This window comes from Shimia sp. (assembly GCF_039969785.1).
Taxonomy (GTDB): domain Bacteria; phylum Pseudomonadota; class Alphaproteobacteria; order Rhodobacterales; family Rhodobacteraceae; genus Shimia.
Window position 1 is genome coordinate 62,245 of record NZ_JBDVNC010000017.1, and the last position, 18,870, is coordinate 81,114.

Here is an 18,870-nt window from a genome sequence, read left to right on the forward strand (position 1 = left end):
CTTGTTTACGCTCCGCGAGGCTCAACAAACATGCGACCGCGCATTTCCATGTGCAGCGCGTGGCAGAACCACTGGCAATAGTACCAGTGCACACCGGGGCGCTCGGCCACAAAGGTCACAGACGCAGTTGCCTGCGGACCGATCTCCATCGCGACGCCAAAGTTCGCCATGCAGAAGCCGTGGGTCAGATCGTCGATGTCATCCAGATTGGTGACGTAAACAGTGACCTCATCGCCTTGCTTCACAGTAAAGCTTTCCAGCGCAAAGTTCGGTGCCTGGCTCGACATCCAGACGCGTACTTTGTTGCCATCACGGATCACAGTGTCCTGATAGTCATCAATGTCGATGCCATCAATCTCGGCTTGTGCCCGCGCGTCGGCCCACATCGGGTCGTTGCGGTCCCAAACGTCGACCGGGTTCACTTTGGATCGGTGCACAATGATCGAATCGTGTGGCTCGGCAAAGGTCGGGCCATCGTGGACCACCTTCATCTTGTCACCCGAGATATCGATCAACTGCTCGTTTTCCGGCTTCAGAGGGCCTACGTTCAGGAAGCGGTCTTTCGAGAACTTGTTCATCGAAATCAGCCACTTGCCGTCGGCATCAGCAGTTTCACCCATCGAGGTCGAGTTGTGACCCGGCTGATACTGCACGTCCACTTTGTCCAGGATCGGATCAACGTCAGACCCGGCATAGGCTTCGATGGCTTTGGCGATGTCCCATTTCACAATCTGGCTGTCCAGGAACAGCGTGGTATAGGCGTTGCCCTTGTTGTCAAAGGCAGTGTGAAGAGGGCCAAGACCCAGCTGAGGCTCTGCCACGATGGCCGAACGCTCGTCTGCATTGTCTGTGAACAGCGCTTCGACTTTATCAACGTCAATCACCGAAACAGTTGGCGACAGTTTACCGTTGATCATGATGTGCTTTTTATCCGGTGCCGCGTTCACGCCGTGGGGCGAGTTCGGGATTGGGATATAGCGGGTGTAGTTCTTGTTCTGACCTTTACGGCCATCAATCACTTTCACACCCTTCAGTTCCTGATAGTCACCAGCAGCCACTCCGGCTTCGATTTCTTTCAGGTTGAACACAACCACGTGGTCCATCTCGGATTCGGTCATCTCGGCCAGGTTCATACCCATTTCCGAGTTGTACGACGTCGAGAAGGCATATTTGCCATGATAGTCACAGTCGGTGTTGTCGAGGTTGCCCGACACGATCACCTGCCATGCAACTTCCATCTCGTCGCCGTCAATCGCGGTAAAGATGTTCACATACTGATCTGGTTCATCAAGGATTTTGCCGTCATTGACCAGCGGCGCTTCGTGCTCGCCATTGGCAAAGACATACCCGGTGCGTGGGAATTTCTGCGGCCGCAGGCCGTGAATATCCATCGCGTTGGGGATTTCGATGATCTTGTCGCACTTCATAACGTCACAACGCACACGGGCAACACGCGTGTTGGCCTTGTCGTTCATGAACAGATAGCGACCGTCATAGGTGCCGTCTGTGAACGACATATGCGGGTGGTGCAAATCGCCATTATCATAGGTGACTTTGCCGTTGGCTGCCAAAAACTCTTTGGTTTCGGGCAACAGGTTCTCGGTGAGAATTTTCAGCGACTCGTTGGTTTGACCCCAGCCCGTGGCCGAGCAACGGTTGAACACTGGCACACGCATGAATTCACGCATGGACGGCACACCCATGATGCGCAATTCGCCGGTCTGGCCCGAAGACCAAAAGCCGTAATATTCGTCCAGCTCACCGGGTTCGAGGGCAAATTTGCCGCCCGCAGCCCGTGCTTGGGTCGCACTTCCCAGCAGCCCGGCACCAACGCCCGAGGCCAGCACGGCCCCCGTGGCAGTCGCGCCCAGCATACCTCTACGGGTCATACTTAGCCCTTTTTTCACTTCTTCAGACATGGTTCCCTCCTTCAAGAAGTTATCGTCGTTTTTGCATTAGGGTGATTGGCTGGCGGAGCCTTGGTCGGAATCTTGATCTCCGCCGACCCGGTTTTCTCCCGCCGCTTCAACTGGCGGATGACAACCGGACATTTCGCATCCGACTGGTACAGCACCTGACAGTGCAGACAGTCGACACATTCGTTAGGATTGATCTCACCCGTTGGGTGGATCGCCTGAACCGGACATTCATTGGCACAGGTCTGGCACGGGCTGCCGCATTCTTTGTACCGGCGCAGCCAGTCAAACATGCGGATACGGGCCGGGATCGCCAGCGCGCCGCCAAGCGGGCACAGGTAGCGGCAATAGAACCGTTCGATGAACAGACCTGCCAGCAACAGGATCACGGCGAACACCACAAACGGCCAGTCGCGCACGAATTTCAGAATGATCGCCGTCTTAAACGGCTCGACTTCGGCATATTGTTCAGCCAGCGGGATCGACACCATGCTCAGCCCGAACAGCCCGAGGAAAATCATGTATTTCAGCGGCCACAGACGTTCGTGCAATCCCCATGGCAGCGTCCATTGTGGCACTTTCAACGCCCGCGCAGCCTTGTTCAGCAGCTCTTGAAGCGCGCCAAACGGGCACAACCATCCGCAGTAGGCACCACGCCCCCAGAACAACAGGCTGGCGGCCACGGCAAACCACTGGATGAACACCAGCGGATCCATCAGGAACGCATCCCAGCTAAACCCACCGCGCAGGCTGCCTGCCAACGCCATCAGGTTTACAACACTCAGCTGCGCATTCGCGTACCACCCCAGAAACACCAGCGTGACGCTCAGATATCCAATGCGGAACCAGTAAAACACGCGCGCATTTGCGGTTGCCTGAAACTGAAAGAAGAACACACCGGTCAGCACCAACAGCATGACACCCAGCACACCAATCTCGAACGTCTTGTCGTTCCAGATGCGTTTCCACAAGGCCGACTTGGCTGCGGCTTCGGCGGTCGCATCTTCGACCACGCTTGGCGCCTGAGCGGGCAACAGATAGGTTTCCGGCAGCTTGTAGCCAAGGTCCCATGTCAGAAACACGCGATCCAGCGCGCCAACAGACCGTTGAACCAACAACTGCAACCGAAACGGCTCTGCCGGATCAAATTCGCTATTGGCCGGAATTTTGAACAGGTCCAGCTCGGTAAACGATGGCGCACCTTCGGCGGCAACCTCACCCAGACGGTGCTGTTGTTTGTCAAAGAAACGGACCGAATTATCGCCCTGAATAAGCTGGATACGGTCAAAGATGCCGCCCCGCACATATCCCGAACCCTTAAAACTGTACGCCCCGCGCCCCAGCACCAGAATAGCTTGTTCGCCCTCTTCCAGCCACTCGGTCAGGTTTTCGTATTCCGCGTCACCCAAAAGGCTGCGCCCAATGCTGGGCACGCTGACCAGCGCCATATGCATGTCGATAAACGTGTCACCCGGATCGCCTGCTTCAGGCCGCGCAATCGCGCGCGCGTCGCCGGTTTCTGCAAAGGCATCATTGACCTGCCCCACATCCAGCGTCATGCGCCGTACCGACCCGTCACCCGCAAGCGTTTCCCAGTCCGCGACAGTATCTTTGCTCAGGTCCAACTCTCGCTTGGGGCCAACCTGTACCGGTGACAATCCACCAAGCCCCAGCGCGCGCGACACTTTGATACCGCCACGCACAAGGCTATCATCAATCACCATAATAGTGACTGTTGCACCGGAAATGATGTCCAGATCGTGCCCCTCGCCACCTGTCGCGGCTTCAACTTTCAGGTCCAGCCCGGCATAGCTCTCGGTCAACGCGACCATTTTGGAATTGGGAATGCCGATCAGAACAATTGGTTCGCTGTGTTTGACCAACTTTACCCCGGTCAACACCGCGTCGGCGTCAATCGCCGCAACCACATGGATGGGTTTGCCGGAATAGCCGGTTGTTCCCACAAAATCCGAAGTCAGAAAAGCCCAGGCAATCGTCTCGCCATCCTTCAGAACAGGCGCAACTTTGACGTCCTCGCGCACGGGGCCAAATGCATCCGCGCCGGGGACCAGCTCTTGGGGTGTAATGTCAGGCAGAAAACTGGCCAGGCTGTCCGCGCGGGCCTCTGCGGCCACAATAGCGCTCAGAATCAGGACAACGGCACTAAGCCAGGAAAAAATTGCGCGCTTGGCTTTCACAGCGCACCTCCTCTTTGGAAAATGGGCGCTGGAAATGCGGACTGCGCGCGGTCCACGTTATCTGGGGCCACGATCGGCGGGCCCCGGGTTAACGGGCGTTCATACTGTCTGTTTAGGAATATCCGGCGACCTGCACCCACAACATGGACGCAATATGCGGGCGCAGGGCCGGACTCTTTTGCGACCGACGGATCGGCCGCATATGACGCAACTGCACAGAGGGAACAGTCGCGGCATTCGCTATGCTTTGGCGTATCGCCCGATGCGTCCGGGGTGTCCTCTTCGGCCACCTCAATCCACACCGCACCCGCCTCGGAACAAATCTCGATCCAGCTTGCCCCGTTGGCAACGGCTGCCTGTACCAAAGACGGCACAACCAACTGCATCAACAAGGCCAGTGTCGCCAACGCCACAGACACAGCATGCCATCCGGCGAAACCACGCCGGGCGGACCTTGTGTCATGGGCCGCATTGGCACGCATTTTGGACCTCTTCCTTTTCAGGTTGAAGCCCTGTCTAGAATCGCCCGAGCCCTGATGACTTGACGTTGGTCAATTCAATTGCTGAATCTGTAATCACTTTTAAAACCGACAGAATACCGATGGCATACCGACGCGCTGCCGACATTGGTTTTATCTTGTTTTTTGAATGTGTTCGACGTCATCAAACAGCATAAAGTTGGGCCCGTATTCACTGCTGTTAAAGCCATTGCGCAACCACAACTCTTGAGCCCCCAACCTGCGCCGTCTACTGTTCCGCCATGCCGGATACTGAGTTGAAACCAGACATCTATAAAATCGCAAACTGCGGTCCAATCCGCGTTTGGTCAGTGGTTGTTACGATTCTGGGCGACCTATGCCAGAACCCGGATGATTTTATTCCTAGTCGAACTCTGAACGTGTTGGTCGGAAAACTGGGTATCAATAATCAGGCCCTACGAGTCGCCCTGCACCGCCTCAAACGCGATGGCTGGATCAGAGCGCAACGGGATGGGCGCACGTCAAACTATTACCTGTCTGATCAGGGTCGGCTAATGTCCGAATCTGTACGTGACCAGATTTACAGCAAGGACCAACACAAAGGCGTTCCCATGACGATGCTCATGGCGCCGCCACAGATGCCCGCGGCAGAATTTGCAGACTGCCTGCCAGAAGAAGGCGTCGCCCTGTCTGCCCGCGTGGCCATTGTCACCGGTCCTGCGCAGTTTCCCAGAGATTGTCTGACCTTAGATTTCTCACCTCAAAACACCCCCGACTGGATCATCGACAGCGTCGCGCCTTATGCTCTGCAACAGGAATATGCCGCCCTTGAGAAAGCGGTCAAGGCAGCGTTGAAGGCGCCGATGCCGCCAACGCTTACAGACAGAACCGCAATGCGGCTTGTAATCCTGCATCATTGGCGACGGTTGATCCTGCGGCAAAATATTCTGGCGGACTTGCTGTTGCCCCCAAACTGGCCCGGCGCACAGGCCCGCCGACAGGTTATGCTTGCGCTGGATCGATATGAGCGACCCCAAATTGATGCACTCAATACCTTTGACGCAGGCGCGACTTAAACCAAAGAGTATTAGCGCGAGGCTTTTTCGCCCAAAAACAGATCAAAAAGTCGTGGAATTGCTTTGAATTCGCGCCCTCGGTTGCCTTTGCGCCATTGGGCAGGTTTGGTCAGCCCTTCGGCCCAACGCACACGCCGGCACCACACTTGTGCCAACTCCCATGTCCCGTCCGGTGCTTCTTGCCGATATACATCCAACACGTCGGGCATGTCGTCATACATGATCGGAGAATGCGCCGTGACGTTAAAGGCAAACACCACAAGGTCGCGCGCGTGCCCCTTGGGAGTGTTATTGGCACGCTTGTAGCGTTCGAAGTCCAATAACAGGATTTCATCGCCGGACAGGCACATGTCCTTGGGGCTGGGGCGGCCATGGCTAAAGCCAAGGCTATGAAACTGTCCCAACGCACGCCCCGCCTTTAACAACACATCCCGACGGACAGTCGCCGAACTTTCGAATTGCAGCAATGTTCGCAAGTCCATTCCGCTGTCAGGCAGAACCAGATAATCATCACCTTCGACGCACAAAACGGGCACGGGCGCATGGGCTGCGTTCATCTCATGAAAGGCCAAACGCTCTCGCTCAAAAGCGGCGCGCGGATCGCCCTTTTGTATCCTGAAACGCCAGTTCAGCCTTTCCGGCCTTTTGATCCAATACACATGCTCCCCAACTTCTACCCGCTCAATGCGCGGCGCAGTCCCGGCGGCATGGGCTGTAGCCAGCTGCTGCAGTTCGTTTTCTACGGACTGGGAAATCGTGTCATTCATATCGCGTTTGTAGGTATCACGCTGACCATCGTAAAGCCGATACCCACCAGTCCGGGCGCATCGTTTTTCCAACCCTCCGGACAATCCTGCAATCTTAACCTCTTGCCGACAAACATTGAAACGGCGCGTCAGAACCCGTAAGTGCTAGGCAACTGATGCTTCGAGGTTTCTATGGCGAATTTCCTGTACCAAAACGATCTGCCCGACGGGCTGGACCTTGGCCCTGTTGTGGCCATCGATTGCGAAACGATGGGGCTTAACCCGCATCGTGACCGGCTGTGCGTCATCCAGATGTCCGGCGGTGACGGCAATGCCCATCTTGTGCAGGTGGCCAAAGGCCAGACCAGCGCGCCCAATCTGTGCCGCATGCTCGAAAATCCTGACGTGCTCAAGCTGTTCCATTTCGGACGCTTTGACATTGCCGCCATGTACAATGCCTTTGGCGCACTGACGGCGCCCGTTTATTGCACCAAAATCGCGTCCAAACTGATCCGCACTTATACCGACCGGCACGGGCTCAAAAATCTGCTGCAGGAATTGTTGAACGTCGACATTTCCAAGCACCAGCAAATGAGCGACTGGGGTTCCGAGACATTGACCACTGCACAGCTCGACTACGCGGCGTCGGATGTACTGTATCTGCACCAACTCCGGGACGAGCTGAACAAACGACTGGACCGCGAAGGGCGCACCGATCTGGCGCAGGCCTGTTTCGAGTTTCTTCCAACACGCGCCCGCCTGGATTTGGCCGGGTGGCCTGAACAAGACATTTTTGCACACTGATGACCGACGCTGACAAACAGATATTTCTGGACACAGCCCGCCGTGTGATCGCCACCGAAGCAACGGCGCTGACCCGGCTTGAAGCCGGGCTCGGGCAGGAGTTCGCAGACGCCGTCGAACTGTTGATGTCCGTCAGGGGCCGGGTGATTGTTTCGGGCATGGGGAAATCGGGCCACATCGCTCGAAAGATTGCCGCGACTTTTGCGTCAACCGGAACGCCAGCCCATTTTGTACACCCCGCCGAAGCCAGCCACGGCGATCTGGGCATGATGACCCAGGGCGACGTTGTGCTGGTTCTGTCCAACTCGGGAGAAACACCGGAACTGGCCGATCTGGTGGCCTATACGCGTCGGTTCGACATCCCGCTGATTGGCGTCGCCAGCCGCGCAGAGTCCACCATGATCCGTCAATGTGATATCGGCCTGATCCTGCCGCAAGCCGATGAGGCATGTGGCACGGGCATCGTGCCCACCAGCTCGACCACAATGACGCTGGCACTGGGGGATGCTTTGGCCGTTGCCATCATGGAGCACCGCCAATTTACACCAGAACATTTTCGCGAATTCCATCCGGGCGGCAAGCTGGGGGCACGGCTGGCCCGCGTGCGTGACCTGATGCATGACGGAGATAGGCTTCCTCAGAATTCAGCCAACGCGCCGATGGCAGATGTGCTTATTGAAATCAGCCAAAAGGGTTTTGGCGTTTCCGGTGTCACAAATGATACAGGCGCCTTGATTGGCATCATCACCGACGGTGACTTGCGGCGTCATATGGACGGGCTGCTTGACCATACGGCTGCGCATGTCATGACCAGCGCACCACAGACCATCGCCCCCGGCGCGCTTGCCGAAGAGGCCGTGGCCATTATGAACAAGCGCAAGATCACTTGCCTGTTTGTCGTCGACCCGGATGGTCCCGGCAACGCCATAGGTCTCTTGCATATCCATGATTGTCTGCGCGCGGGGCTGGGCTGATCCGGTGCAGGTGCCGTTCACATATTCCCAACTTGTCACTTGGCTCAAGGTGATACTTCCACTTGCGGCACTGGGTTTGCTAAGCACATTGTTTCTGGTGCCCCGCAATATCGACCTTGATGGCTCCTTACCATTTGCCAAAATCGAGCTGGAAAAAAGGTTGCGTACGCAACAGGTGACAGCGCCCTATTTCGCCGGTCAGACCAGTCAGGGACATGAAGTCGCCCTGACGGCGGAAACCGCGCATCCCGACCCGGAAGCGCCGAAAAGTACAATTGCCGTAAATGTGACTGCCCGCATCAAAACACTGGACGACAAGGTATACACGGCCATCGCCAACCAAGGCGTTGCTGATGGAGAGTTTCAGGAAGTGGTTCTTGAAGGCGACGTCGTTCTGACAACCTCTTCGGATTACGCGATAAATACCGAGATGATGATCTTCAGCCTTGCCGAAATTCGGGCAGAAAGCGGCGCCGATGTTCTGGTCGAGGGCCCAATGGGCACACTGACCGCAGGCCGGATGGCCCTGCGCCCTGCTGACAACTCAGATGATATCTATTTGTTTTTCACAAAAGGTGTGAAACTGGTATACACACCTAAACACACTACGAGGTGACACGTGCTCCTGCTGCGCTCGCTGCTGATTATTACTCTGGCCACGTTCCCGGCCATACTAACTGCTCAAGGCCTCAAAGTTGCATTTGGGGAAATGGAGCAAGACTCAAATGTCCCAGTCGAGGTGACGGCAGACAGCTTGTCCGTTAACCAAAACGATGGCAGCGCCGTGTTCAACGGCAATGTCCACATCGCGCAGGGCGAAATGCGCATGTCCGCTGACAAAGTAAATGTTCACTATCGCGAAGATGCTCAGGGCATCGCGCGACTGGTTGCAAACGGTGACGTATTGTTGGTTCAGGGCGAAGATGTCGCCGAGGCTGACAAGGCGGATTACAGCATCGAAACCGGCACCGTCGTTATGACGGGTAACGTCACCGTTGTGCAGGGCGCGAACACTGTGACAGCAGACGAAATGACAATTAACCTTCAGGACAATACTGCAGAAATGCACGGCCGGGTTAAAACTGTGCTCAGGACCGAATAACTATGGCCAAACCGAAACTTGCTGTCACTGAGGGACAATCCGGATTGCGGGTTGATAATCTGCGCAAAGCCTATCGCAAACGCGTTGTCATCCGCGACTTTTCCATGGAGTTGAACCGTGGCGAAGTTGTTGCACTTTTGGGACCAAACGGCGCCGGCAAGACCACGGCGTTCTATGCAATTGCCGGGCTGGTATTCCCCGAAGGCGGTCATGTCAGCATTGACGGGCGCGACGCCACGACATTGCCGATGTACCGACGCGCCAAGCTGGGGATAGGTTATCTTCCTCAGGAGATGTCGATCTTTCGCGGCCTTTCTGTCGAGGACAACATTACCGCCATTCTCGACATCACACTGAAAGACCGCCACAAGCGCCGTGAGCGGCTGGAAGAGCTGTTATCAGAATTCTCTATCGAACACTTGCGCCGCGCCCCTGCGCTGGCGCTGTCAGGCGGGGAGCGTCGCCGAGTTGAAATCGCCCGGTGTCTCGCCGCTAACCCAAAGTATCTGTTGCTTGACGAACCCTTTGCGGGCGTCGACCCAATCTCTGTTGGCGACATTCGCCATCTGGTCGCAGATCTAAAGAAACGCGGCATCGGCGTGTTGATCACAGATCACAATGTGCGCGAGACGTTAGAGATCGTGGACAGGGCCTATATTCTGCACGACGGCAAAGTTTTGATGTCGGGAACACCGGACGACGTTGTGCAAAACGAAAACGTCCGCCGCGTCTATCTTGGGGACAATTTCAGGATTTCCTGAATCCGAAAACGGTGAATTTCCGCCGAAAAATGGATTCATATCATTGACACTCAGGCCCTGTGATCCTCAAATATACAGTATGACATTTCTGCCAATCAATGCGCCGAGTCTCGCGGTCTTTCAGAAAAGGCCCGGTCAAACGCAAGGCTGGAGAATGTCGATTACCAGCATTCGGACCTAATAATAACCTGGGCTTTCGCACGCCCTTGGTCCGACATGTCATCGAAAAGGAGACAGGATGCGCTACCAAATCACCGGAAAACACATCGACATCGGCGATGCCCTACAGACCCACGTCAAAGACGAGCTTGGCTCAGTGGTGAACAAATATGCAGAACGGCCGACCGATGCGAATATAATTTTCTCAAAAAGCGCACATGAATATGTCTGCGAAGCCACGGTCCACCTGTCGACCGGGTTGACCGCACAGGCCAAGGCTCACGCCACAGAAATCTACGCCGCATTTGACGATTGCCGCGATAAAATGGAAAAACAATTACGTCGTTACAAACGTCGATTAAAAGACCATCACCGGGATCGTTCAGAACCGGTTGAACTTTTCGGCGCGTCCTCGTATATCCTCGCGCCAGAAGTGGAAGCCGAGGAATCCGAGCCTGAAACGCTCCAGCCCGTAATCGTCGCTGAGATGGAATCAAAAATTCAATCTCTGAGCGTCGGCGAAGCGGTCATGCAAATGGAGCTTGCAGGGGCACCGGTCCTGGTTTTCAAGAACGAGGGGAAAGACGGGTTGAACGTGGTATATCGTCGTGACGACGGTAATATCGGGTGGATTGATCCGCAAAATTAAAAGGTGGGGTGTCTGACACCCCATCCGGAGATACAGGCATAATGGACCTTTCATCGATCCTCAAACCAGAGGCGGTTAAAGTTGTTACTTCCGCTTCCAGTAAGAAGCGGTTGCTGCAGGAATTCGGCGACCTCGCTGCGTCAGCTTATGCGCTCAAAGCGTCATATGTCGTCGAAGCCCTGCAAGAACGTGAGAACCTGGGACCAACGGGTGTGGGACATGGCGTAGCTTTGCCACATGCCCGACTGGAGTCGATCGAAAGTGTCGTTGGCGCCTTTATTCTTTTGGAAAAGCCTGTTGATTTCAACGCGGTAGACCGACAGCCGGTTGACATCGCCTTTGCCTTGTTCGCGCCCGAAGAAGCAGGTGTAGATCATCTTAAGGCATTGGCACAAGTGTCTCGTCGGCTGCGGGAAAGCGCGATTTGCGCCAAGCTGCGTGCCAATCAGGATGCGGGAACGTTGTTCACCATCCTAACGGAAACAGACAAGGTTCAGGCCGCCTGATCAGGTGGCCTGACGCCTTCATTTCCACCGATCAAATCCAAAAATCCAGTAGTCGCGCTGGTAGATATCGCTGACCAACGCTTCGATTTCGTCGTCATAAATTTCGTCCAGCGAATAGGGCTGACCCAATCCACCTAACTCTGGTTCTGGTGCGTCTGCGCGACCAACTTGCTTGGCCAGCGCTGGCAATTGCGTCTGCATGTCCGCTTCTCGAATAATCATGTCGGGCAAGGCCAATTCTCCGAACCCTCTCAGTGCGCCAGACTGGGTCGCCCAGTGTGCGTCTTGCCTAAGGCTGGTCTGTCCGGCCAGATTCGCCTTCACAAACCTCAGATATCCCAGAAAAGCGGCCTTATGTGCCGCAACGTCATATTCATCGCTTGTCGCATCCCGAGGTAACGGAACTTTGAAAACCTGCCGCAGGGTATTCTGGATTTTGCGGAAACTGCCTTCTCCTGATGCCAGAATTCGTTCGCAAAACGCGTGATGTGCCCGCAGCGCAGGATGGCGAACAACGCTGAACGTTCTATGACCCAAATTGCCACGTTTCCACTGTCGCAGCGCCTTTTGATTGAAGTTGGTCAGCAACCCGTCAACGGGCACGCCATCCAACCCTGCCAACCAACGCATAACTTCGGCTTCAGGCCCGGATCGTAGTGGCAGAAACATTAGAGGAGCCACAGCCGCAGCAATGTATGTCGGGACAACCGGTCCGCGCCTCGGTTCAAAATTTGGCGTACGGCTCAGATTAAACCGGTCCAACTCGCCCAATGCAGTCGAAATCTCTCCAAAGTTCGACACTTTTTCCGAAAGCGGGCTGGGGTTCTGACGCTTCAAGGACCGGTCCAGCGCGTCTAGACGTTCGTCGACACCCAAATAGGAGGCCAGCCCATTCATGACCTGCACGTCCTGCAAGTCTTCGTAGGCGACATAAAACGCAGTCTGGCCGCTAAGCTGCAGCGATTTCATCAGCGAAACCTGAAAATCCTGCAAGTCTTCAACGTGACGTTTGAATTCCACCCCATCAAAACGCACTTTGCTATCTTTGCGGCGGCGCACATCGGTCAGTTTCCATTGCCCTGTCGCCTGCGCAATTTTCCACGAAACATAGCTGTCCAATGGATTGCGCGTCAGCACAATCTTGGCGCAGCGCGGGTCATTCAAAACATCATCCAGCACGCGCGGATCATGATCGTGAAAAAACCGAAACCCGGCCAGCGTATCCGTCTGAGACTTGATCGCCGTCAACAATTGGGTCGGGTCAGCAGTGCGCTGATCCAGCGTGACGCCCAGTATGTCATCTTTGTTTGGGTAGCCGATAAAATGCGGATTGAACGCTTCACCATGGCAACTTAAGCCCGAAAACGCGTTGATGTTCGTTTCCAAAAAGTTAGAACCGGTGCGCATTTCTGCAAACACAACAAAATAATCAAATTTACGGGACATGGGTTATTACTGCACCAAATAGGGTTTGCGCGGTGGTTTTTTCTGTTCGTTTTCAGGCGAGTCCACCGGAAAATCACCCATTAGATAAGGATGCATCCCCTGATTTTTGAGATTTTGCAGAAACTGCCCAAACCCGGTCAGATCTGTCATATGGGGTGCCTCGGCAAGCCGACGTTGGCTGCCTGTGCCAATCTCATCGATAATGGCCTGCAAAGGCTCCATAGGCGCCTCGATAAACTCCGCCATCGTCCAGATGCGAACCCGCGCCTTTGCATAGGGCGACCGCAGTGCCCAAAGCTGATCATTCTCCAGCTTTTGCAAACGCGCTGCTTCTTTGCGAATGTCTGCAAAATTTCTGTTGGACTTAAACAACGGCAACGCCCACGCGCCGCTGATCATCGACACCTGAGCATTTGGGTCTTTGGCGATAAACCACACCGGCGCGCCTTCGTCCCTTGGTCCGACCTGAAAACACTGCCGTTCGCCACGCGTGTTCCAGATCAGGCTGGTCAGAAAGGCGATCGAATTATAGTCGCGCCCTTTCGGGGAATCCCCCAAGGCGCCATTTATCACTTTCTGCCCGCCCGAAAACTCGGCCCGTTCCGGCGCGAACAAATGCCCATGCACCTGCGCTCCCGTGGTCTTGGACAACCATGTTTCAAAGTCTTCGAACAATTCGGAGAACCCGTGAAACACCGAATACCGACCGAAAGTCATACCATTTTCCCACCCGTCATTGGGAAAACGGCTCTGCATATACAAACCCGTACGACCCTTGGTGCGACGCTCGACGGCTTTGGCAAAAATCCGGTCAATCTTGGCCGGGTTAGGTTCGCTCATTTTAATGGCGCCTTCTGGGTCACGCAGAAACCCGTCATACACCCGGTTCGCCTGAGGCCAGATCTTGCGCGCCACAAAACAATCCGACCGTCTGAGCAATTGTAGGTGATCGTCATAAAAGATGTGCGGTTTGCCCTGGAAATCAAACTTGGATAGCGTCAAAGACCGGCTTTCGAAGTTGGTGGAATACAGCCGCGACAGAGTCTGAAAATAGCTCTCATCCGGGATCCAGACGCGTTTGAAATACTTGTCAAACGTCTCACGCTCGGGGTCTTGCAAAATTGCCGACAGTGTTTGCCGGGTCAGACACCACCACTGCGACCCCATATGCGGCACAATCCCGTGCGGGATCTTACGCTTGATGCGCAACAATCGCTGAATATCGACCCATCTGTCGAACAGATACCGCTGCTTGCGCCACGAAAACGGAAAATGCAGCGTAAACCGTTCATTGTCCAAACCACCGACGGTCCACGGCACATCCGCCGTGGTCGCGCTTTCGATGAAGTCGGTACGTGGCCGTGCCTTTAGATAATCTTTCAACTCTTGAACCGGGCGCAGCGGCAGGCATGACCCGGATGACAAATACACATGCCGCACCTTCGGAAACTCGGTCAGCATCAGTTCCGCAGCGGATTGCGATGCCGCCACAAGGCCCCAGGCCCCCCATTCACAACGATGCCGCTTGCAAAACCGGATATCCGGCTCATCAGCCAGTGCCTTGGAAAACTTTTTGAATGCGCGTGGTTTCACGGTGGCATCCACATGGATCACAACAGGACAGCCGTATTTGGTCCAATGCCGCGCCACCTGTTCCGCGCGATCAAAGGCCGAGTGGACCAGCATGAGGATGCCAACGCTCATGCCCAGTTTCCTTTGGACATAAGCCCCAGAATCTCAAGCTGGCGCCAGTTGATGTATTTTTCAGACCACTTGCACCACAGTTCCGGGTTGTCGCGCAGCCGTTGCGCATAAGCCAGATATTCAACGCTGGCCGCGTAGTGCTGCTTGCGCTCCAATTCTTCGTCCGCTTTGACCGTAAACGTGTCCAGAAACTTGGTGTGCAACAAAAGACCCGACGCCTTTTCACCACCCCATTCGTCAAACACCTGATTCAAACCACGCGGCAACAGCATGTGGGTCGAACTGGCATAGGCATAGCGTCGGTTCCATTTAACCAAAGGCACCTTGTTCAGCGCGGGTGCCAGCTCCGGGTTGTCCGGGAAAAACACACGCGACCGCGGGCCGCCTTGTATCCACAGATTTCCGTAAGCCGCGTTTTTCGTCATCGTGTAGTTGCCGGCATCGAACCAACAGGCAATATCAAGCGGGTCCTGACCGGCATGATAGGGTTGTTCTGTGATCGGTCCGCGAGGATACATATCCAGCAACATAGCGCTGAACGATTTGATCGAACTGGCATCAAGCCAATCCGTGAGCGCCGTAATCGGGCGTGTGTCACAGAACGGATATATAAAGAATTCGTCCGGATCGACAACAAGGCACCAATGGTCGTGTGCATAGCGTAGCTGCAGCCAGTTCAGCCAATCCACACCATATTTCGATTTCTTATAAGAATGGCGCGTGTGCCATACGGAAACGTCAGGTTGCTCTGCCAGATACTCCAGCGATCCGTCGTTGCTATCATTGTCCACGAACAGGAAATGATTGACGCCTTTGTTCCGGTAATACTCCAGAAAATATGGTAGCCTGACCTGCTCGTTGCGTTGCGTCGAAAACAACAACAAATCGTTGGGTTTGATCTTTCCGGTACGGTCCGCAATGCTCCGCAGCTCGCGACGTTTGCGTATGGCCCGAACCAATCGCATTCGCCGTGCAAATCGCAGCTGATATGAACGCCAGACGCCCAATCCGTTTCCTTTACCCTCACCGTGCCCTGTCAAAATTCAGAGCAGGAACATATTACGTCACCTTTAAGACCGTGTTGAAATGCGCCTCCCACGTTGCAGGAGAGTATCGCTTTCCGGTCTGCCCATCCGGTTTCTTATTCGCCCGGTGTGCCTTTGCCAAAGACCTTATGGCCTTCTCCCATGAATAACTGTCCGAAACCCCTGCGTAAATGGGATAATCTGACAGAATTTCCCTCAAAACTGGTAAATCACTACAGATCACAGGAACACCCATTGCCGCAGCTTCGGCTGGCGGCAGACCATACCCCTCGGCAAGGCTGGGAAAAACCAGCCCCGCCGCGTCGCGCAGCATGGAAAACAGGGCGTCGTCGTCCAGATCGTTGAACTCGTGCACAAAGGCCCCTTTCAAAGGGGACGCGTCCAACCGCGCAGTCAAGTCATCTACCATCCAGCCTCTTCGCCCACATATGACCAGATGGGGCATGTCATCCATTGGCAAAGACTTTGCCATTCGGTCCCAAACATCCAAAAGCAACACGTGGTTTTTGCGCGGTTCAATTGTACCGATACAGACAAAATACGGACCTGGTATGTTTGGCATCACTGGATTGTTTACGGATTGGAAAAAATCGGTATCTACTCCCAGATGCGCAACCTCAATTGACGGTGTCCGCCGAGTGCGATCTAAATGCCGCTCAATGGCGTCCTTTGACACATCCGAGTTGGTCAGGATCATATCCGCATACATTTGCGTTGCGGACAAATACCCACGAAATCGCTCGATTGATTGCGGCGTTTGATATTCAGGATAGTCCAGCGGAATAGCGTCATGCAAAAAAATGGACACCTGTGCATGCGGCACTGTCTTGATGGCAGCAAGGGTCGTTTGCGAAAAATTGGCCTGATCGACGTTCAGATATACTGTTCCGGGCGGCACATTGCGTTGCAACATCCTCCCTAATCGGGCCGGAGTGCAACGAGCAATCGAAAGTCGTCGCAAATCGGATTCTGTGATCTGCCTGAAATCTTTAGATTTTCTGAGCAGTTTTGACAGCAGGTCCGGCGTACCCCACGGAACTCGCTGCTCTAGCCGCAACAGCAAGCCCCGCATGCCATCGTTATCGATCAGCACAAACCCTAACCGAGTGCGGGCAAGTCCAAAACTAGGCTCAGGCGCCTCAACGACAGCTTTCAGATAGGCCAAGCAAACACGATCCACTCCGGACGGACGTGCACCGGCAACACCCAAAACCCGCGTTAGCTCTAGCAGGCGGGCAGGCGGATTACTTGTCGTAATGGCCGTTTTGGTGCCATCTCCATGCATCTGCTATCATGGTTTCCATTGTCGATCGCGTTGGCGTCCAACCTAGTTCTTTCTCGGCACGTGTCGAGCCGGAAACCAGTTTGGTACAATCACCCGGACGCCGCGGGCCTTCATTATAAGGCACCTCGCGGTTGGTCACGGTGTTCGAATGGTGGATCACCTCGCGCACCGAAAATCCGCTTCCGGTACCCAGATTAAACACCTGGCTGTCTTTTCCGTCGATCAACCAGCGTAGGCCAAGAACATGCGCATCGACCAGATCGCAAACGTGCACATAGTCGCGAATACACGTACCGTCCGGCGTTTCATAATCAGTACCAAAAATGGTAAGCGCGTCCCGCTTGCCTTCAATCGCGTCCAGCATCAAAGGGATCAGATGCGTTTCAGGTCGGTGAAATTCGCCAACTTCTGCATCAGGATCACCACCTGCCACGTTGAAATAGCGAAAGATCACATGACGCAGGCCGTTTGCGCCTTCAAAATCCTTCAGCATATCTTCGATGGCGCGCTTAGAAGCGCCGTATGCGTTGATCGGATGTTGTTCGACAGTTTCATCAAGCAAGACATTGTCGTGCTCGCCATAGGTGGCACACGTCGATGAAAAGACAAAGTTTTCGCACCCTGCTGCGACGGCGGCCTCGATCAGACAAAGAGACCCGCCCACATTGTTCCGCCAGTAGAGACCGGGTTCTTTCATGCTTTCGCCGACCTGGCTCAGCGCCGCGAAATGCATGACCGCAACCGGAGCGTATTTTGCAAAAACCTCGTCCAGACGCGCGCGATCCAACAAATCGCCCTGCTCAAACGGACCGAACTTTACGGCGTCTTTCCAGCCTGTGCACAGGTTATCAAAAGTGACAGGTGTAAACCCGGCTGCGCGCAACGCCTTGCAGGCGTGCGACCCGATATACCCGGCGCCGCCAGTTACAAGCACATTTTTCATGCTCTGAAATCCCTTGTTTATTGAGCGGCCTTACGAGTCGCGACCATCTCTTCCAGATAGGCCGCCAGCTCATCCCGCAAATCTTCACGCGCCAGACCAAACGCCACAGTCGCCTGAAGGAAGCCGGCTTTGGACCCACAATCATACCGCTGACCAACAAAGCGGTATCCGTAGACATTCCGCTTTCGCTCGATTTCAGCGGCAATCGCATCAGTCAGCTGGATCTCTCCGCCTTTGCCTGATTCTTGGTTCCGCAAAGTTCGCAGCACATCAGGGGTCAGAATGTATCGTCCAATGACCGCGAGGTTGGACGGAGCCGTTCCCGCCTCGGGCTTTTCCACCATGCCATTTACGGACACCAAGGATCCCATGTCTTCTTTGACATCAAGCACACCATAGGAGGATGCTTTTTCCGGCGGCACTTCCATCGCGGCAACCATACTACCGCCAGTTTCTTGATAGGCGTCGACCATCTGCTTTAGACACCCTGTTTCACCAGCAATAACATCGTCTGGCAGGATGACAGCAAATGGTTCATTTGCGATCAACCGATGCGCACAGCACACGGCATGACCCAAACCCAGCGCTCTATGCTGGCGGATATATGCGATTGCACCGCTTTCCATGTAGGTTTCTTCGAGCACGCTCAAAAGCTCATTTTTGCCTTTTCGGCGAAGCTCTTCTTCCAGGTGGGGGGCGTGATCAAAGTAGTCTTCCAGCGCGCTTTTGCCGCGTGAGGTCACAAAGATAAATTCTTTAATGCCGGCTTCGCGCGCCTCATCAATTGCGTATTGAATAAGCGGCCGGTCAACCAGGGTCATGATTTCCTTGGGAACCGATTTTGTCGCAGGGAGAAATCGCGTCCCCAGACCAGCAACTGGAAAAATTGCCTTCGTAATTCTTGCCCGCATTTGTCAATTATCCTATATTTAATATCTGACCGCCACCAATCGGCCGAAGTTTACCAAAACTCGCGAAAACACGCAATGTGTAACGCGGCTTGATCAAAAACGCATCAGCCCTTTTCCGCCTTCGATATCAAGAAGGAAAAGACAATAGATCACACGCTGCCGGCC

General features: G+C 54.7%; 18 protein-coding genes. 8 read left to right on the forward strand and 10 right to left on the reverse strand.

Annotated elements, in window-relative coordinates; all coding sequences use genetic code 11:
* Positions 1-5: 5 nt before the first annotated feature.
* The 3 genes from nosZ to ABJI08_RS08475 are packed head-to-tail and all read right to left on the reverse strand — an operon-like array spanning position 6 to position 4,596.
* Positions 6-1,919 carry a TAT-dependent nitrous-oxide reductase gene (nosZ, locus tag ABJI08_RS08465; RefSeq protein ID WP_348401388.1) on the reverse strand — a complete coding sequence of 638 codons (1,914 nt, stop codon included), beginning with the start codon at positions 1,917-1,919 and terminating at the stop codon, positions 6-8.
* Between the two features lie 11 nt (positions 1,920-1,930).
* Positions 1,931-4,114 (reverse strand): 4Fe-4S binding protein, encoded by a 2,184-nt coding sequence (locus tag ABJI08_RS08470; RefSeq protein ID WP_348401389.1) that lies wholly within the window; start codon positions 4,112-4,114, stop codon positions 1,931-1,933.
* Positions 4,111-4,596, reverse strand: coding sequence for a DUF2946 family protein (locus ABJI08_RS08475; protein ID WP_348401390.1), 486 nt, complete (start codon positions 4,594-4,596; stop codon positions 4,111-4,113). Before ABJI08_RS08475 ends, ABJI08_RS08470 begins: the two co-directional genes overlap by 4 nt.
* A gap of 278 nt (positions 4,597-4,874) precedes the next feature.
* On the opposite strand from ABJI08_RS08475, the gene ABJI08_RS08480 reads away from it, so the two are divergent.
* A complete protein-coding gene (locus tag ABJI08_RS08480; protein ID WP_348401391.1) occupies positions 4,875-5,669 on the forward strand; it encodes a PaaX family transcriptional regulator C-terminal domain-containing protein in 795 nt (264 codons plus the stop codon).
* Between the two features lie 11 nt (positions 5,670-5,680).
* Here the strand turns inward: ABJI08_RS08480 and ABJI08_RS08485 are convergent, their stop codons facing one another.
* Positions 5,681-6,508: a hypothetical protein gene (locus ABJI08_RS08485; RefSeq protein ID WP_348401392.1), complete on the reverse strand. Its 828-nt coding sequence runs from the start codon at positions 6,506-6,508 to the stop codon at positions 5,681-5,683.
* 99 nt (positions 6,509-6,607) lie between these two features.
* On the opposite strand from ABJI08_RS08485, the gene ABJI08_RS08490 reads away from it, so the two are divergent.
* From ABJI08_RS08490 to ABJI08_RS08520, 7 genes are all read left to right on the forward strand, one after another.
* Positions 6,608-7,219: a ribonuclease D gene (locus ABJI08_RS08490; protein ID WP_348401393.1), complete on the forward strand. Its 612-nt coding sequence runs from the start codon at positions 6,608-6,610 to the stop codon at positions 7,217-7,219.
* Positions 7,219-8,193 (forward strand): KpsF/GutQ family sugar-phosphate isomerase, encoded by a 975-nt coding sequence (locus tag ABJI08_RS08495; RefSeq protein ID WP_348401394.1) that lies wholly within the window; start codon positions 7,219-7,221, stop codon positions 8,191-8,193. The genes ABJI08_RS08490 and ABJI08_RS08495 overlap by 1 nt, the downstream gene beginning before the upstream one ends.
* Positions 8,165-8,809 (forward strand): hypothetical protein, encoded by a 645-nt coding sequence (locus tag ABJI08_RS08500; RefSeq protein WP_348401395.1) that lies wholly within the window; start codon positions 8,165-8,167, stop codon positions 8,807-8,809. Before ABJI08_RS08495 ends, ABJI08_RS08500 begins: the two co-directional genes overlap by 29 nt.
* Before the next feature lie 3 nt (positions 8,810-8,812).
* On the forward strand, positions 8,813-9,295 hold the full coding sequence (gene lptA / locus ABJI08_RS08505; RefSeq protein WP_348401396.1) for a lipopolysaccharide transport periplasmic protein LptA: 483 nt from the start codon (positions 8,813-8,815) through the stop codon (positions 9,293-9,295).
* 2 nt (positions 9,296-9,297) lie between these two features.
* A complete protein-coding gene (gene lptB / locus ABJI08_RS08510) occupies positions 9,298-10,056 on the forward strand; it encodes an LPS export ABC transporter ATP-binding protein (protein WP_348401397.1) in 759 nt (252 codons plus the stop codon).
* 238 nt (positions 10,057-10,294) lie between these two features.
* Positions 10,295-10,864, forward strand: coding sequence for a ribosome-associated translation inhibitor RaiA (raiA, locus tag ABJI08_RS08515; RefSeq protein ID WP_348401398.1), 570 nt, complete (start codon positions 10,295-10,297; stop codon positions 10,862-10,864).
* Between the two features lie 41 nt (positions 10,865-10,905).
* On the forward strand, positions 10,906-11,370 hold the full coding sequence (locus ABJI08_RS08520; RefSeq protein WP_348401399.1) for a PTS sugar transporter subunit IIA: 465 nt from the start codon (positions 10,906-10,908) through the stop codon (positions 11,368-11,370).
* Positions 11,371-11,388: 18 nt separating this feature from the next.
* Here the strand turns inward: ABJI08_RS08520 and ABJI08_RS08525 are convergent, their stop codons facing one another.
* From ABJI08_RS08525 to galU, 6 genes are all read right to left on the reverse strand, one after another.
* Positions 11,389-12,816, reverse strand: coding sequence for a nodulation protein NodH (locus tag ABJI08_RS08525; protein WP_348401400.1), 1,428 nt, complete (start codon positions 12,814-12,816; stop codon positions 11,389-11,391).
* Between the two features lie 6 nt (positions 12,817-12,822).
* Positions 12,823-14,520 carry a beta-1,6-N-acetylglucosaminyltransferase gene (locus tag ABJI08_RS08530; RefSeq protein WP_348401401.1) on the reverse strand — a complete coding sequence of 566 codons (1,698 nt, stop codon included), beginning with the start codon at positions 14,518-14,520 and terminating at the stop codon, positions 12,823-12,825.
* Complete coding sequence (locus tag ABJI08_RS08535) at positions 14,517-15,485, reverse strand: glycosyltransferase family 2 protein (protein WP_348401402.1); 969 nt, start codon at positions 15,483-15,485, stop codon at positions 14,517-14,519. Before ABJI08_RS08535 ends, ABJI08_RS08530 begins: the two co-directional genes overlap by 4 nt.
* A gap of 94 nt (positions 15,486-15,579) precedes the next feature.
* A complete protein-coding gene (locus ABJI08_RS08540) occupies positions 15,580-16,851 on the reverse strand; it encodes a glycosyltransferase family 1 protein (RefSeq protein ID WP_348401403.1) in 1,272 nt (423 codons plus the stop codon).
* Positions 16,811-17,794: a UDP-glucose 4-epimerase GalE gene (gene galE / locus ABJI08_RS08545; RefSeq protein WP_348401404.1), complete on the reverse strand. Its 984-nt coding sequence runs from the start codon at positions 17,792-17,794 to the stop codon at positions 16,811-16,813. The genes ABJI08_RS08540 and galE overlap by 41 nt, the downstream gene beginning before the upstream one ends.
* A 17-nt stretch (positions 17,795-17,811) precedes the next feature.
* On the reverse strand, positions 17,812-18,705 hold the full coding sequence (gene galU, locus ABJI08_RS08550; protein ID WP_348401405.1) for a UTP--glucose-1-phosphate uridylyltransferase GalU: 894 nt from the start codon (positions 18,703-18,705) through the stop codon (positions 17,812-17,814).
* Between the last annotated feature and the right edge of the window lie 165 nt (positions 18,706-18,870).

Coding starts and splice junctions, on each gene's coding strand:
- lptB (WP_348401397.1), top strand. CDS start 9,298: ATGGCCAAACCGAAACTTGCTGTCACTGAGGGACAATCCGGATTGCGG.
- ABJI08_RS08500 (WP_348401395.1), top strand. CDS start 8,165: ATGATTGTCTGCGCGCGGGGCTGGGCTGATCCGGTGCAGGTGCCGTTC.
- nosZ (WP_348401388.1), bottom strand. CDS start 1,919: ATGTCTGAAGAAGTGAAAAAAGGGCTAAGTATGACCCGTAGAGGTATG.
- ABJI08_RS08525 (WP_348401400.1), bottom strand. CDS start 12,816: ATGTCCCGTAAATTTGATTATTTTGTTGTGTTTGCAGAAATGCGCACC.
- ABJI08_RS08520 (WP_348401399.1), top strand. CDS start 10,906: ATGGACCTTTCATCGATCCTCAAACCAGAGGCGGTTAAAGTTGTTACT.
- galE (WP_348401404.1), bottom strand. CDS start 17,794: ATGAAAAATGTGCTTGTAACTGGCGGCGCCGGGTATATCGGGTCGCAC.
- ABJI08_RS08540 (WP_348401403.1), bottom strand. CDS start 16,851: ATGCATGGAGATGGCACCAAAACGGCCATTACGACAAGTAATCCGCCT.
- ABJI08_RS08530 (WP_348401401.1), bottom strand. CDS start 14,520: ATGAGCGTTGGCATCCTCATGCTGGTCCACTCGGCCTTTGATCGCGCG.
- galU (WP_348401405.1), bottom strand. CDS start 18,705: ATGCGGGCAAGAATTACGAAGGCAATTTTTCCAGTTGCTGGTCTGGGG.
- ABJI08_RS08495 (WP_348401394.1), top strand. CDS start 7,219: ATGACCGACGCTGACAAACAGATATTTCTGGACACAGCCCGCCGTGTG.
- ABJI08_RS08490 (WP_348401393.1), top strand. CDS start 6,608: ATGGCGAATTTCCTGTACCAAAACGATCTGCCCGACGGGCTGGACCTT.
- ABJI08_RS08475 (WP_348401390.1), bottom strand. CDS start 4,596: ATGCGTGCCAATGCGGCCCATGACACAAGGTCCGCCCGGCGTGGTTTC.
- ABJI08_RS08480 (WP_348401391.1), top strand. CDS start 4,875: ATGCCGGATACTGAGTTGAAACCAGACATCTATAAAATCGCAAACTGC.
- raiA (WP_348401398.1), top strand. CDS start 10,295: ATGCGCTACCAAATCACCGGAAAACACATCGACATCGGCGATGCCCTA.
- ABJI08_RS08535 (WP_348401402.1), bottom strand. CDS start 15,485: ATGCGATTGGTTCGGGCCATACGCAAACGTCGCGAGCTGCGGAGCATT.